At 26.7% G+C, this 14,562-nt stretch carries 15 protein-coding genes; 14 read left to right on the top strand and 1 reads right to left on the bottom strand.

Annotation, left to right across the window (positions count from 1 at the left end):
• The first annotated feature begins 276 nt into the window (after positions 1–276).
• Entirely contained in the window at positions 277–2,613 is a 2,337-nt protein-coding gene (gshAB, locus tag ACYUCG_RS04610) for a bifunctional glutamate--cysteine ligase GshA/glutathione synthetase GshB (protein ID WP_460268201.1), read from the top strand.
• Between the two features lie 245 nt (positions 2,614–2,858).
• Here the strand turns inward: gshAB and ACYUCG_RS04615 are convergent, their stop codons facing one another.
• The gene (locus ACYUCG_RS04615; protein WP_060796007.1) at positions 2,859–3,524 is read right to left on the bottom strand and encodes a hypothetical protein; all 666 of its coding nucleotides are present in this window, start codon (positions 3,522–3,524) and stop codon (positions 2,859–2,861) included.
• A 148-nt stretch (positions 3,525–3,672) separates the two neighbouring features.
• Here ACYUCG_RS04615 and ACYUCG_RS04620 point away from each other — a divergent pair, with 148 nt between their 5' ends.
• From ACYUCG_RS04620 to ACYUCG_RS04680, 13 genes are all read left to right on the top strand, one after another.
• Positions 3,673–4,374, top strand: a complete 702-nt coding sequence (locus ACYUCG_RS04620) for a hypothetical protein (RefSeq protein WP_460268203.1) — start codon at positions 3,673–3,675, stop codon at positions 4,372–4,374.
• A gap of 85 nt (positions 4,375–4,459) precedes the next feature.
• Positions 4,460–5,173 (top strand): PspA/IM30 family protein, encoded by a 714-nt coding sequence (locus tag ACYUCG_RS04625; protein ID WP_060796005.1) that lies wholly within the window; start codon positions 4,460–4,462, stop codon positions 5,171–5,173.
• Between the two features lie 304 nt (positions 5,174–5,477).
• Positions 5,478–6,308, top strand: a complete 831-nt coding sequence (locus ACYUCG_RS04630; RefSeq protein WP_283677822.1) for a Cof-type HAD-IIB family hydrolase — start codon at positions 5,478–5,480, stop codon at positions 6,306–6,308.
• Positions 6,309–6,425: 117 nt separating this feature from the next.
• Positions 6,426–6,830: a DUF3785 family protein gene (locus ACYUCG_RS04635; RefSeq protein WP_139933624.1), complete on the top strand. Its 405-nt coding sequence runs from the start codon at positions 6,426–6,428 to the stop codon at positions 6,828–6,830.
• A gap of 176 nt (positions 6,831–7,006) precedes the next feature.
• Complete coding sequence (locus ACYUCG_RS04640; protein ID WP_139933623.1) at positions 7,007–7,639, top strand: peptidylprolyl isomerase; 633 nt, start codon at positions 7,007–7,009, stop codon at positions 7,637–7,639.
• A 143-nt stretch (positions 7,640–7,782) separates the two neighbouring features.
• Positions 7,783–8,862: a DNA polymerase IV gene (dinB, locus tag ACYUCG_RS04645; protein ID WP_460268205.1), complete on the top strand. Its 1,080-nt coding sequence runs from the start codon at positions 7,783–7,785 to the stop codon at positions 8,860–8,862.
• A gap of 130 nt (positions 8,863–8,992) precedes the next feature.
• Positions 8,993–9,988 carry a calcium/sodium antiporter gene (locus tag ACYUCG_RS04650; protein ID WP_283677820.1) on the top strand — a complete coding sequence of 332 codons (996 nt, stop codon included), beginning with the start codon at positions 8,993–8,995 and terminating at the stop codon, positions 9,986–9,988.
• 260 nt (positions 9,989–10,248) lie between these two features.
• Positions 10,249–10,803: a TVP38/TMEM64 family protein gene (locus ACYUCG_RS04655; RefSeq protein ID WP_181159635.1), complete on the top strand. Its 555-nt coding sequence runs from the start codon at positions 10,249–10,251 to the stop codon at positions 10,801–10,803.
• Positions 10,804–10,961: 158 nt separating this feature from the next.
• Positions 10,962–11,528, top strand: a complete 567-nt coding sequence (locus tag ACYUCG_RS04660; protein ID WP_283704611.1) for a DUF5317 domain-containing protein — start codon at positions 10,962–10,964, stop codon at positions 11,526–11,528.
• 16 nt (positions 11,529–11,544) lie between these two features.
• Complete coding sequence (locus tag ACYUCG_RS04665; RefSeq protein WP_283704610.1) at positions 11,545–12,006, top strand: hypothetical protein; 462 nt, start codon at positions 11,545–11,547, stop codon at positions 12,004–12,006.
• Between the two features lies 1 nt (position 12,007).
• Positions 12,008–12,652: an accessory gene regulator ArgB-like protein gene (locus ACYUCG_RS04670; RefSeq protein ID WP_283704609.1), complete on the top strand. Its 645-nt coding sequence runs from the start codon at positions 12,008–12,010 to the stop codon at positions 12,650–12,652.
• A 21-nt stretch (positions 12,653–12,673) separates the two neighbouring features.
• Complete coding sequence (locus ACYUCG_RS04675; RefSeq protein ID WP_283704608.1) at positions 12,674–12,808, top strand: cyclic lactone autoinducer peptide; 135 nt, start codon at positions 12,674–12,676, stop codon at positions 12,806–12,808.
• A 60-nt stretch (positions 12,809–12,868) separates the two neighbouring features.
• Positions 12,869–14,560 carry a diguanylate cyclase gene (locus ACYUCG_RS04680; RefSeq protein WP_460268206.1) on the top strand — a complete coding sequence of 564 codons (1,692 nt, stop codon included), beginning with the start codon at positions 12,869–12,871 and terminating at the stop codon, positions 14,558–14,560.
• Positions 14,561–14,562: the final 2 nt, after the last annotated feature.

Genomic DNA, 14,562 nt, shown 5'->3' on the forward strand with positions numbered 1-14,562 from the left:
AGAAATATGAAGAAAAAGAAAGTAATTTTTAAAAAATGAAAGAAATATATATAATAACCCCTTTGACTATATAAGGAATTTCTTATATATTTATAATAAAGCCTAGAATTCCTATAAGAATTAAGGTGATTCATAAATGTTATATTATTTTTATTGATTAATATAATTTTGAAGAAAAAATAGGTTAGTTCATAAATAATACATAAGTAGATGTTTTATTATAAATGGTTAAATAGAACTGGTTAGTATAGATAAGAGAATTCCAGGAGGAGAGAAATGGTGAATTTAGATAAAGGTTTATTAAAAATTATAAAAGATGAAAGTTTAGAAGATTACTTTATAAAGGCTAATTTTGGTTTGGAAAAAGAAAATGTTAGGGTTACAGAAAGCGGAAACTTAGCTTTAACACCTCATCCAAAGGCCTTTGGAGATAGAGAAAAGAATCCATATATAAAAACAGATTTTTCTGAGAGTCAGTTAGAAATGGTAACACCTGTCTGTAATACTTTAGAGGAAGTTTATAGTTTTATATGTAATTTAAATAAGGTTGTATCTTTAGAGATTATGAAAAATGGAGAATTTTTATGGCCACAGAGTAATCCCCCTATATTACCAAGGGAAGAGGAGATTCCAATTGCTAAGCTTTCTAATAGGGCAGATGAATTATATAGAGAAAATCTTAGTGATAAGTACGGCAAAAAGAAACAAGTTATAAGTGGAATACATTATAATTTTTCATTTAAAGAGGAATTTATTAAGTTACTTTATAAAGAGCTTAAAGTGGAAAAGGGTTTTAGAGAATTTAAAGATGATATCTACCTTAGAATGGCTAGAAACTTTCAAAAATATCATTGGTTATTAATATATTTAACTGGAGCAAGTCCTGTTTTCCATGAAAGCTATATAGATGAGATTAAAAAAGATGGCAAAAAACTAGGAGAGGATTCTTATTACATAAAAGATGATACTTCTTTAAGAAATAGTTCTTATGGATATAAAAATAAAAAGGATTATTATATTTCATATAACAGTATAGAAGAATATGCTAGTGACATAAAGAATCTAGTTAATGATAAGGAAATACAAAATATAAAAGAATACTATAATCCTATAAGGTTAAAATCATTAGGAAGCTCAGATATGCTTGAAAGTTTACTTCACAAGGGAATTGATTACTTAGAAGTAAGACTTTTAGATTTAGATCCATTAAGTATTCAAGGAGTAAGTAAAGAAACACTTTATCTAGTACATTTATTTATGATTTATACTTTATTAAAAGAGAACAAGGAAATAACATATAAAGATCAAGAAGAATTTTTCAAAAATCATGATATGGTTGCTTTAAAGGGTAGAAATGAAGAGGCTATTATATATGAAAATGGAGTTCCTGTTTTATTAAAAGACAAAGGAAGAGAAATATTAAGTGAAATGGGTGAAATTGTAGAGAGCTTATTTTCAAATAATGAGGAATTTAAAAATGTTATCAAAAGAGCATTAGAAAAAATTAATAATCCTCATGATACAATTTCAGAGAAACTTATTAAGGATATAAAAGAAGAGGGATATATTAATTTCCACATGAGATTAGCTAAGGAGTACTTAAATAACTTTAAAAATAAAGAATTTAATTTAGTTGGTTATGAAGATTTAGAATTATCAACACAAATATTAATATTGGATGCTATTAAAAGAGGAATAGAGTTCAATATGATGGATAGATTAGAGAACTTTATTTCTCTTAGTGATGGAGAAAAGGTTGAATATGTTAAGCAAGCAACAAAAACTTCTAAGGATTCATATATAACTGCCTTAATAATGGAAAATAAGTTAGTTACTAAGGATATTTTAAGAGAAAATAATATAAGGGTTCCTAAAGGTAAAGATTATGACAATATAGATGAGGCAAAGAAAGATTTTAGATTATTTAAGGATGAGAAAATAGTTATAAAACCTAAGTCTACCAATTTTGGTTTAGGAATTAGTATATTTCCTGGAGAATATTCAAGGGAAGACTATGATAAAGCTGTTGAAATAGCTTTTAGAGAGGATAGTTCAATCCTTATAGAAGAGTTTATGACAGGAAAGGAATATAGATTTCTTGTAATAGGGGAAGAGGTAGTAGGAATACTTCATAGAGAACCTGCCAATGTAATTGGGAATGGAGAAAGTACCATAGAAGAGCTTGTTTTTGAAAAGAATAAAGATCCATTAAGAGGAAAGGGATATAAGACTCCTTTAGAAAAAATAAAATTAGGAGAGATAGAAGAAATGTTTTTGAAAAATCAAGGACTAAGCTTTAAGTATATCCCTAAAAATGGAGAAAAAATTTATTTAAGGGAAAACTCTAATATAAGTACAGGAGGAGATAGTATAGACTTTACTGACAAAATACATCCTAGTTATAAAGAGGTGGCATTAAAGTCTGCTAAGGCTGTTAAAGCACTTATATGCGGAGTAGATATGGTAATAGATAATATAGAGGAAGAGGCACAAGAAAAAAATCATGGCATAATAGAATTGAATTTTAATCCAGCAATACATATTCATTGTTTTCCTTATAAAGGAGAGAATAGAAAAGCTGGTGAAAAAATATTAGATTTATTATTTAATTAAATTAGATATAAGACTTGTAGAAATAAGATAATATTAAATAAAAAGTAGATATATAAAATAAGATTTTAAGGGCTGTATCAAAATATATAAACAAAACTTGCAAAGATAGTCTGAGAATTCCCAGATTTCTCTAAGAATTATTTAAATTCTAAAGATGATCTAGATATTCTCTTGCTATTTGTAAGTTTTATAAGAAGTTATTTTGATACACGCCCTTATTAAGTGTTTAAATAATTTATTTTTATTTATATCTTATTACTTTCATAAATATCTATTATTTCATTAAATAGATCTACATCATCAATTGAATTATATAAATCTCCATCTTTTATATTGTATACATACTCAAGTACAAATTGTTCACCACTTAAAACTTCTTTAATTATTCTAAAACGCTTGTCCATATCTAACATTTCCACTTCACAAAGAATTTCAAGAGGTTCATTTTCATTAGTTTCATTATTGTATTGTTGTTTTATAAAGTTTTTAAATACTATAAGATTAGTATTTTCTTTATCACAATAATTAACTTTTCCAGTTTTGTTACATGATAAACATGGGTTAAAGCCACATTCTCTTATGCATTTTACACACATGCATTCAGAACATACAAATATTTTATCAAGAGAATCTTTATAAGTTTTTTTGAAATCTTCACATTCTTTTATAATTTCATTTTCTTTAGACTTATTTAAAAATGACAGGAAAGATTTTTTTTCTGGAAGTTCTCTAGATAACTTATCTAGTAAATCATTATATTTTTTTAATATTTTAATGTTTTTGTAGTATGCTCTTTCTTTTAATGTAGAATCTTCGCTTAAATCTTCAATATCATCTAAAACAAAGATTAGCTGACTGTAAAGATTGCCATAAGTATTTTTTTCTTTATCTAAAAATTCCTTTGCATTCATTTGCTATACTCCTTCACCATATAAATAATATATATATTTATGATATCATATATTATCAAATAATTATGAATTTCATCTATTAAAATATACAAAATTTAATAATTAATTTATAATGATGATATATAATACATTTAAGGAGGGGAAGAGGGTGAAAAAACATAAGAGGTTTGGTCAGTTAGTCCTATTTTTTATAGCTTTTTTCTTTTTAGTTGGATGTTTTAATATTTCTCCAATTAAAAAAGTTAAGGCTGAAACTTTTGGTATAGAAAATACTATTGCTAAAGGTGGAAGATCATCAGGTGGAGGCTCTAGAAGTAGTTCAAGGAGTTCAGGAAGTTCTTCTAGAAGTTCAAGTAAGAGTAGTTCTTATAATTCTAGTAAAAAGTATTCTAAGCCTAGTAATTCATCTAGTGAAAAGAAAAAAAGCCAAGGGAATAGTAATTATTCCACTACGGATAAGTTCAATAACTCTTCATCAGGAAGCAATTCAAGTTCTGATAAAGTAGAAAGTGGAAAAGATTCTAGTAACTCAAATAAAGGTAGTACACAGGGAAATAATAATTATTCAACTACAGATAAGTTTAATAGCAAAGCCCCTAATAATTCGGAAGAAAGTTCTCAAGGAAATAATAAGTATGAAAATAATGATAAATCCAGTAGTAGCTCAAATAAGAGCTATAGAAGTAGCAATTCAGGAGGGTTTAGCTTTTTTGATATGCTTATGTTAAATAATATACTTAATATGTTTGGAAATATGTTTAGTTTTATGTTCATAAGAAGACCTTTTATAGGTATTGGAACTATTTTAATAATAGCTTTAATAATATTTGCAATTAGAAAAAGAAGATAGTTAAAATTAATAATTATGACATGAATTTGTAAAAAAGAGAGAGTATAATAAATTTAAATAAAAAGTCGGTAAAGGTGGTAATAAAATGGGAATATTTAATAGAATATCAAATATGATTAAGGCTAAGACTAACTCAGCTTTAGATGAAATGGAGAATCCAGTAGAATTATTGGATCAAAAAATAAGAGACATGGAGAAATCTTTTAATGAAGCCAAAAGATCATCAGCTCAAATTTTTGGTAACTTAAAAGATACTGAAAAGAAAATGAATGAAGCTAAGGAAGAGTCAGCTCAGTATGATGAAAAAGTAAGATTAGCAATGAGTAAAGGAAATGAAGAGTTAGCTAAGAAAGCTTTAAAACTTAAATTAGACAGTGACAAGAAATTTGAGTCTTTAAAGGCAAGCTATGAAGGACAAAGAGCGAAAGCTGATGTTTTAAAAGCAAAATTAGTGGAATTAGAAAAAGAATTAGATAAAACAAGAAGTTATAGAGATGAGGCAGTAGCTAGATTAAATAATGCTGAAGCTTCAAAACAAATAAATGAAGTTATTGCAAATGTTCAAAGTAAGAGCAACTCAATTAATATTGATGATATAGAAAGAAGTATTTCAAGAAAAGAGAGTTATGCTGCTGGATTAGAAGAATTAAAAGGCGAAAGCTTAGATGATGAATTTGCTAAATTAGAAGAATTAAGTTTAGATGATGAATTAAATAAATATAGAACTCAAAATACACAAGAAACTAAAACTTCAGATTCAGAGGTAGATTTAGAATTAGAGAAATATAAAAATAAATAATATGAATTTTAAAGGGTTATACTAAAATAGCTCGTAAATAAAACTTATAAATATTGGGAAGAGAATATTTGAATGAACTTAAATTTTTAGTGGAATTCAGAGATTCTCAGAAGATATTTATAAGTTTTTTATTTAAGAAGAGAATTTTATAAGTTTTTAGAAAAATATTATATAGGATTTATAATTACCTAGAATTTTAAGTTACAATATAGCTACTTTTATTTAAGGGCTATATATTAAAATACTAAATCTTGATTAAAAAAGAAAGTCTATATAAAATTTAATTTAGAAAGGGGAGAATTAAATGAATTATAAATTAGTTTGTATAGATATGGATGGTACGCTTTTAGATTCTCATCACAAAGTTAGTGAAAGAAATAAAGAGGCTTTAAAGAAAGCCATTGAAAAAGGAGTACATATTGCCATATCAACAGGAAGGGTTTTTCCGTCAGCTAGAATATATGGGAATATAATAGGAGTAAATGCTCCATTAATCTGTTCAAATGGTTCATATATAAAGGATAAAAATACTGATGAGGTAATATTTAAATCTATACTAGACAGGGAAACTTACTTTAAAATATGTGATATTATAAATAAATATAAGTTTTTAGCTTATGTAGACTCTACAGATGGACTAATAGCAGATACAGATATTCCAGAGGATGATAGTCATAGGCTTATGAATAGCTGGGTAGATGAGGAAGAAAAAATAAAATTTTATAAATATGATGACTTAAGAGATGCTTATGATGAACATGAAGAAGATATATTAAAGTTCATAATAATAAAAAAAGAAGAGGGCCCTAATATAGAAGAAGCAAAGGATGAATTTGAAGCTTTAGAAGGAGTAGATTTAGTTTATGCTTCTTGGGGTGGATGTATAGAGATCATGAAAAAAGGAACTTCAAAGGGAAGTGCAGTTAAAGCCCTTGCAGATAAGTTAGGAATAAGCTTAGAAGAAGTAATATGTATTGGTGATAGTGGAAATGATGTATCTATGCTAGAAGAGGCAGGATTATCTGTAGTAATGGGAAATGCACCAGACTTTATTAAGGAATATGGAGATTATATAACAGATACAAATGAAAATGATGGTGTTGCTAAGGCTATAGAGAAGTTTATATTGAAGTAATAGAAATAAAGGGTTTAATAAAAAAAGAAATTTAGTTTGACATATTGTCTTTAAAGTTATTAAATATGTTTAGAGATAATAATAAAATGTGAATTGTTCATAGAAAGGAATGATTAAATGTTTAGTTTCACTTTTGATGAAAAAGAATATACTTTATCAGAGGATAAATTGCTTTATTTCTTTAATGAAGATGTTGAAGGTTTTGATATAGATAAGCTTTTTGAAATATTAAATAGTAGTGAGGGTGTTAGCTTTGGAAAAGCCTATTATGATGGTCCATGTGAAGAATGTAAATTTGGATTAGAGGAAAAAAAGAAGAGCTTCCCATTTTTAGAGTTTAATATGTTTATTTATTCTAAGAATGGAAAGTTTGTAATAAGCAATATAGAAAAATCTTATGAAGGTCTTACTTACAATAAATTATTAAGAGATAAAAAAGTAGACAAGAGCTACTTAGTTAATATAAATGTTTGTAAAAATTGTGGGAACTTCGCAGTTGAAGTTGAAGAACTTGAGGTATAATAAAAAAGTTTTTGGTATGTATTCTTATAATATAAAAAAGAATACATACCTTTTTTACTTTTGGAAAATTTAATTATATAGAAACAAATTAATAGCTTATATGACATAAATTTAAATGGTTTAGATGATATAATTTAAAACATATTAGTAATAAATTCTAAGAAAGGGGAATAAAAATGAGTTTATTAAAGAAAGTTAGTAAAATAGCAATAGGAGTTACAATGGTATCTTTACTTCTTGTAGGATGTGGAGGAACAGGTAAAAAGGCAAAGGAAAATATACCAGAAGATAAATTACCAGTGGCTACTATTGAGGTTAAGAATTTTGGAACTATAGAGGCAGAGTTATATCCAAACAAAGCTCCAAACACCGTTGATAATTTTATAAGCTTAGCTAATAGTGGATTTTATGATGGCTTAACTATTCATAGAATAGTTAAAGGATTTGTGCTTCAAGGTGGAGATCCAAAGGGAACAGGTACAGGTGGACCAGGATATTCAATAAAAGGAGAATTTTCTTCTAATGGAGTAGAAAATGATATTAAGCATGAAGAGGGAATATTATCAATGGCAAGATCTCAAGATCCAGATAGTGCAGGAAGTCAATTCTTTATTGTTACAAAAGAAGCACCACATTTAGATGGGCAATATGCAGCCTTTGGAAAAGTTACTAAGGGATTAGACGTTGTTCATGAAATAGAAAAGATTTCAGTAGGAGCAAATGATAAACCGGTTGAGGATGTTGTTATAGAATCAATTAAGGTAGATACAAAGGGAATAGAGTATAAGGAGCCTGAAAAGGTTAAATAAAGGAATTTTAATTTATTAATTAATATATTTTTTTAAGATAAGTTTTAAATGATTTTATAATTTAAAACTTATCTTTTATAATATTGGAATTTAAAAAGTCTTAGTGTAAAATTGAAATGAACATATGTTTGCATGGAGGCTTTATGGAAGAGAATAGAAAGATAATTCATATAGATATGGACGCTTTTTATGCATCCATTGAACAGAGAGATAATCCTAAGTATAAAGGAAAGCCATTGATTGTTGGAGGCGATCCAAATAGAAGAGGAGTAGTTGCCACTTGCTCTTATGAAGCAAGAAAATACGGAATACATTCAGCTATGCCCTCTTTAACTGCATATAAATTATGTCCGAAAGCTATTTTTATAAGACCTAGAATGGAGGTTTATAAAAAAGTTTCTAGACAGGTTATGAATATATTAAATGAATACTCTAACCTTGTAGAGCCATTATCCTTGGATGAGGCTTTTGTTGACGTAAGTAAAAGCAAAAGGTGCAAAGGATCTGCAACCTTAATGGCCCTTGAAATAAAGGCGAGAATATTTGAAGAACTAGGTCTTACTGCTTCAGCAGGAGTTTCTTTTAATAAATTTTTAGCAAAGATGGCATCAGATTTTAGAAAACCAGATGGTATAACAGTAATAACAGAGGAGAATTCAAAGGATTTTATAAGAAATATACCTATAGGAAAATTTTTTGGCGTTGGAAGAGTAACTAAAAATAAGTTAAATAATATAGGGGTATTTAAGGGGGAGGATTTACTTAAATTTTCTGAAGAAGAACTTATAGATATTTTTAGTGAAAGGGGCAAGATATTATACGAGTTTGCTAGGGGGATAGATAATAGGCCAGTAAATCCATACAGGATTAGAAAGTCTATAGGAAAGGAAATTACTTTAAGAGAAGACATAGAAGATATAGACGAAATGATAGAGATTTTAGAAGAAATAGCAGAAAGAGTCAATGAGAGCTTAGATTTATTGAATAAGAAGGGAAAGACTGTAACCTTAAAGGTGAAGTTCAATAATTTTAAACATATAACAAGAAGTATTACTTTAGAATACTTTTTAAAAGAAAAGAAAGAAATAATGGAATGCGTAAAAGATCTTATAAAAGTAGTGGATTTTAAAGATAAAAAGGTCAGATTATTAGGAATAACAATATCATCTTTAGAAGAAAATATAATAGTAGAAGAAAGTGAGCAGTTAAGTTTTGATGTTTAGACAAATTATTAACTAGATGAAAACAAATTTCGATAATATAGAAATTATTTAAATAAATAGTATAATAATACTTATAATTTATAAAAAAATATCTATATTTAATAAAGTGATTTGAAATGGAGAGGAATTAATGAACTATATATTTCTAATAATCGGGTTTCTTTTACTTATTAAAGGAGCAGACCTTTTTGTGGATGGGGCTTCAGGAATAGCTAAAAAGCTAGGAGTTCCAGCAGTTATAATTGGACTTACTATTGTATCCTTAGGAACTAGTGCGCCAGAGCTTGCAGTAAGTATATCAGCTGCATTAAAAGGTAGCAATGATATTACCATGGGAAATGTTTTAGGGTCAAATTTATTTAACCTTTTAGCAGCTTTAGGATGTACAGCCATTGTAGCTCCTTTAGTCATAAAGAAGCACATAATAAAAAATGATTTTATAGTAAATTTACTTGCAACTTTTGTTTTGTATGTTTTTACTTTTACTGGACTAATAGGAAGTAAAAATTCTTTATCTAGAATAGATGGAGGAATATTAGTCTTAATGTGCATAGCATATATAATATATTTAATATATACAGTTAAGAGAAGTAATAAAAAAGAAGATGAAGTAGCAGTAACTGCAGAATTTGAAGATTTTGAAGAGAAAAACATAAAGTCACCTAATAGCACAGGCAAAAATATTCTCTTATCAATAGTTGGAGTTATAGGAATAATATTAGGTGGAAAAATAGTTGTCGATTCAGCCTCTGCAATCGCCTTAGGTTTAGGACTGAGTGAGAAATTAGTTGGACTTACAATTGTGGCAATAGGTACTTCTCTTCCAGAACTTGTTACTTCTTTAGTGGCGGCTAAAAAGGGTGAAAATGACATAGCTCTTGGAAATATATTAGGATCTAATACCTTTAACATATTATTAATATTAGGTTTATCATCCTTAATAAGTCCTATAACAATAGCTGCAAGCTTATCAGTAGATTTAATATTCCTTATAGTTGTTACTTTAATAATAGGTGCTTTAATTTTCTTAAATAAGAAAAAGGAAAAAGTGCTTACTAGATATGAAGGATTATTTCTTTTAGTTCTTTATATTGGATATACCGTATATATAATAATGAGAAATTAATTTTTTATAACTGTCTTAAATTAAGACAGTTATTTTTATGTGAAATTTAGTGTATAATTATAGAATTTTAATTTGAATATTGTAGTTAAGAAATTTAAAAGTAGTTTATTAATTAAATAGATAAGTAAAGATAAAATTCTGTTAAATAGAGAGAAAGAATATTACTATTAGGTAAAATATATTGAAACTTTGGTAGTTTGGAAGATATACTTAAAATGAGAATTAACAGTGTTAATATGTAAGCGAAGGAGGAGAAAAAGATAAATAGTTTAATAAATATTTTTAATCAGTATAGTGAATTAGCTATATTTATAAGTTTATTTATAAGTGTAATTATAGCATTGCTAGGTATAGTTCCATCTGTATTTGTTACAGGAGCCAATATAGTATTCTTCGGTCCTATAAATGGATTCTTAATTTCTTTATTAGGTGAAGTTATAGGAGGATGGATAAGCTTTAAAGTATATAGAAAAGGTATAAAGAGATTTGCAGGGAATATTGAAGGAAAATATGAATTAATAGATAAAATTGTAAAGAGTGAAGGGAGAAGTGTTGGGATTTTAATTTTTGAAGGAAGATTAATTCCATTTATTCCATCAGGTTTAGTAACCTTAGCTGCTGCCATGAGTAAAGTTAATAGTTTAATATTTATAATAGCTACTTTTTTAGGTAAAATTCCTTCTATTTTATTAGAAGTTTTAGCAAGTTACGGGGTGATATTAGCTTATCAAAAAAATATAAAGCTAGTTATAGGGATTTTTAGTTTAATTTTATTGTTTTTAACAGTAAAAAGAATAAGAGGAAATAGAGGTTAAATTATGATGGATTTAGTATTAAAAAATAAAAAAATGGAATTTTTTTTGTAAAAAATAGGTTTTTATTGTTGATTTAATATGAATTATATGATTTAATTTAAATGGAAAGAGTCTTAATAATTTGTTAAAGCTTTACAATGTATTAAAGGAGCAACATAATGATCGAAGCAGTAATTATAGCATTAATAATTGCAAAAATAAAAGGATATAATTTAAAACCTTTCTTTAAAAGTTGGACAATCTATCCGATTTTGATTTTTGAAGCTATTTATATAGTCTTTCAAATAAGTATATTTATGGGAAACTATGATGTTGTAAAATGGGCGCCTTGGTTTAAGAGCATATATATGTACTTATTTTTAATACCTATATTCTGGTATAAAGAGTATATAAGTGCTTTAATTGGATCGTTATTTATTTTAGCAGGAACTTTTTTAAATCACATTGTAATGGCTGCTAATGGAGGAGAAATGCCTGTTTTCCCAAGCTTATCTTATTTAACTGGATATCTTAAACCCAATACTATTTCAGAGGTTAATGATATACATATGATAGGAACAAGTACAATAAAATATAAGTATTTAAGTGACATAATAGATGTAGGATATAGTGTTTTAAGTATTGGTGATATACTTATAAGAGTTTTTGTAGTTATAATAATATATGTAACAGTTAAAAAAACTAATGAAAAAAATGTATATAAGCAGAAAAATATATTTGCTTAGTGACAGCGGGGGAGAAATGTTAAAAGTAACTTTGTTTGAAACTTTAGTAAGGGGAATACCAGAAGCTCTTACAATGATGTTGGCTATGTATGCTTTTGCTAATAAAAAATTAGAAAAGAAGGAGTATTTAACTTCGAGTTTAATATTGGTGTTAGTAGTCTATTTAATTAGGTTATTACCTATAAATTATGGAATACATACAATATTAAATATATTCGTTCTAATATTTTTAGCGTTTAATGTTAATAAAATAGATCTTATAGTAAGTATAAAAGCATCAATTTTAATTCTAATGATTTTATTTTTATGTGAAGGTTTAAACTTATTATTTATAGAGAAATTTTTTAATGAAAATATTGATTGTTTATTTGAAAATGTATTTACAAAAACAATATTAGGTATTCCATCTACTATAATGTTTGTGGTTATTGTTACTTATTATTATTTAATAGCATCAAAAAAAGGAAAGTTGAGATAACATGATTGAAAATATATCAAAGGTAATAGCTGAAAAAGTTTCTAGTGAGTTAAATTATGATAAAGAAAGAAAAGAAATTATTCAGTATGGAACTTATGCTTTAATACAAACATTAATATCAATAATTTCAGTGCTTATACTGGGATTAGTGTTTAATATAGCTTTAGAAGCTTTGATATTTTTATTTACAGCAAGTATACTTAGAAAATATTCTGGAGGAGCACATTCAGAATCCTCTAATGTATGTACCTTATTGGGGATAATAATTTCAAGTTGTATTGGTTTTTTTATAAAAAGCAATTTTTTTGCAAAGATGAATTTTGAAGTTATAGTATTTGTTGGAATAGTTATTTTTGTTTTTTCATATTTTATAATCTTTAAATATGCTCCAGTAGATACGCCAAATAAACCAATAAAAACTGAAAAAAAGAAAAAACGCATGAAAAAAGGATCTTTAAAGATTTTAACTATATATTTATTTATTGAAATATTTAACATAATTTTATATTATAATTCAGGATGGAGTTTAGCTAGACCTGTTATGTTAAGCATAATGCTTGGAGTAGCATGGCAATGCATGACTCTAACCTATATAGGGGATATATTGTTAAAAACTATAGATTCTTTTATAAATAAATTATTATAAATCTTAGGGGGATGAATTAAAATGAAAAAATTAAACAAAAATTTATTAACAGTATTTGCTGCATTAACAACAGTAATAGCAACAACAGTTGCTACTTCAGCATGTCTTTGGTTTACACACCAACCAGAAGAACCAAAATCTTTAAGAGATGAATAATTTACCTAAAGGTCGGTTTAAAACCGGCCTTATTTCATACTAGATTTAGAGAGGGAGAATATGATTAGGGATGTAAATGATAATAAAAAGAAAAAAGTTGATGAAATATTATCAATAGTAAAAGTATCATCATTATTATTTTCAGCTATGGCTTTTTTACAATACACCTTTAATCTTACAAAATTTAATAATAAATTTTTAGCATATTATAGTATATTATCAATTTTAATAAGTATATTCTTATTATCAACAATTTATATACTTTGGAGTTTAGCTGGTTTAAATAAGTACAAAGATCATATAAATGAGATACGATTGATTGAAATAATTTTATTTATGATTATATTTATAATGGCAATATTAGTTTCAGGAGGAAATTCTAGTAATAATAAATTTTTATTTTTATTTATTATAATAACATCTACAATACAGGGAGGCATGCATAGAGGATGTGTGGTATCCATAGTATCATCATGTATTATCTTAGTTATAGATTTAATTTTTGCAGGGAATAACGATGTAAATATTTACTTTCAAAATGATTTAATATTAGCAGGAGTATTTGTTTTAACAGCTTGGACTTTGGGATTTTACGTGAAAACTGAAAATGATCATATAAAAGAATTACAAACATTGGTTAATGAAGATGGATTAACAGGAGTTTATAATCATAGATATTTTTATGATAAATTAAGAGAGAAAATGCATATTAGTGAGGTGGAAAATCAGAAACTTTCATTAATATTTATGGATATAGATTATTTTAAGCATTATAATGATTTGTATGGACATCAAAAAGGCGATGAGGCATTAAAAAAAATAGGAAAAATTCTAAAAAACATATCTAGAGAAAATGATTTAGTAGCTAGGTATGGAGGAGAAGAGTTTGCAATAATTTTACCTAATACTTCAGAAGAGGAAGCAACTAAAATTGCAGAAAGAATTAGAAATAAGGTAGAAAAAACATATTTTGAAGGACAAGAAAATCAACCTAATGCTAATTTTACAGTATCTGTTGGTATAGCTGTATTCCCAGATAAAGCTAAAAGTGAATTGGAATTAGTTAAATGTGCTGATGATGCATTGTATAGAGCTAAATTTTTTCACAAGAATAGAGTTGAGACCTATGTATCTGTTTTAGATGAGCTAAAACGAGATTTAAATGAAGAGGAAAATGCTCTTGTAGCATCTATAAAAACTTTAATAAGTATTATAAATGCAAAGGATAAATATACATATAGCCATGTAGAAAGAGTAGTTATTTATAGTAGACTTATGGCTAAAAAATTAGGACTGTCAGAAGATGAGAAAAAGCAGTTAATATATGGGGCTTATATGCATGATATAGGTAAAATAAATATACCTAATGAAATATTAACTAAAAAGATGAGACTTACTAAAGAGGAATGGGAGATTTTAAAGCAACATCCTAGAGATGGGGTAGAAATAATAAAATCAGTAAATTCCTTAAAGAATGTTGTACCGCTTATTTTATATCATCATGAGAGATATGATGGCTTTGGATATCCAATGGGATTAAAAGGAGAAGAAATACCATACCTAGCAAGAGTTTTAACTGTAATAGATAGTTTTGATGCTATGACTTCAAGTAGGCCTTATAATAAAAGAAAAACTTATGATGAAGGATTAGTTGAACTAGAAAGATGCAGTGGAACTCAATTTGATCCAGAAATAGTTAGTATTTTTAGTGAAGTTGTTAAGGAAAATATAAATGAAATACAAGATTTTTAAAG

The organism is Clostridium sp. CTA-17 (assembly GCF_054767895.1).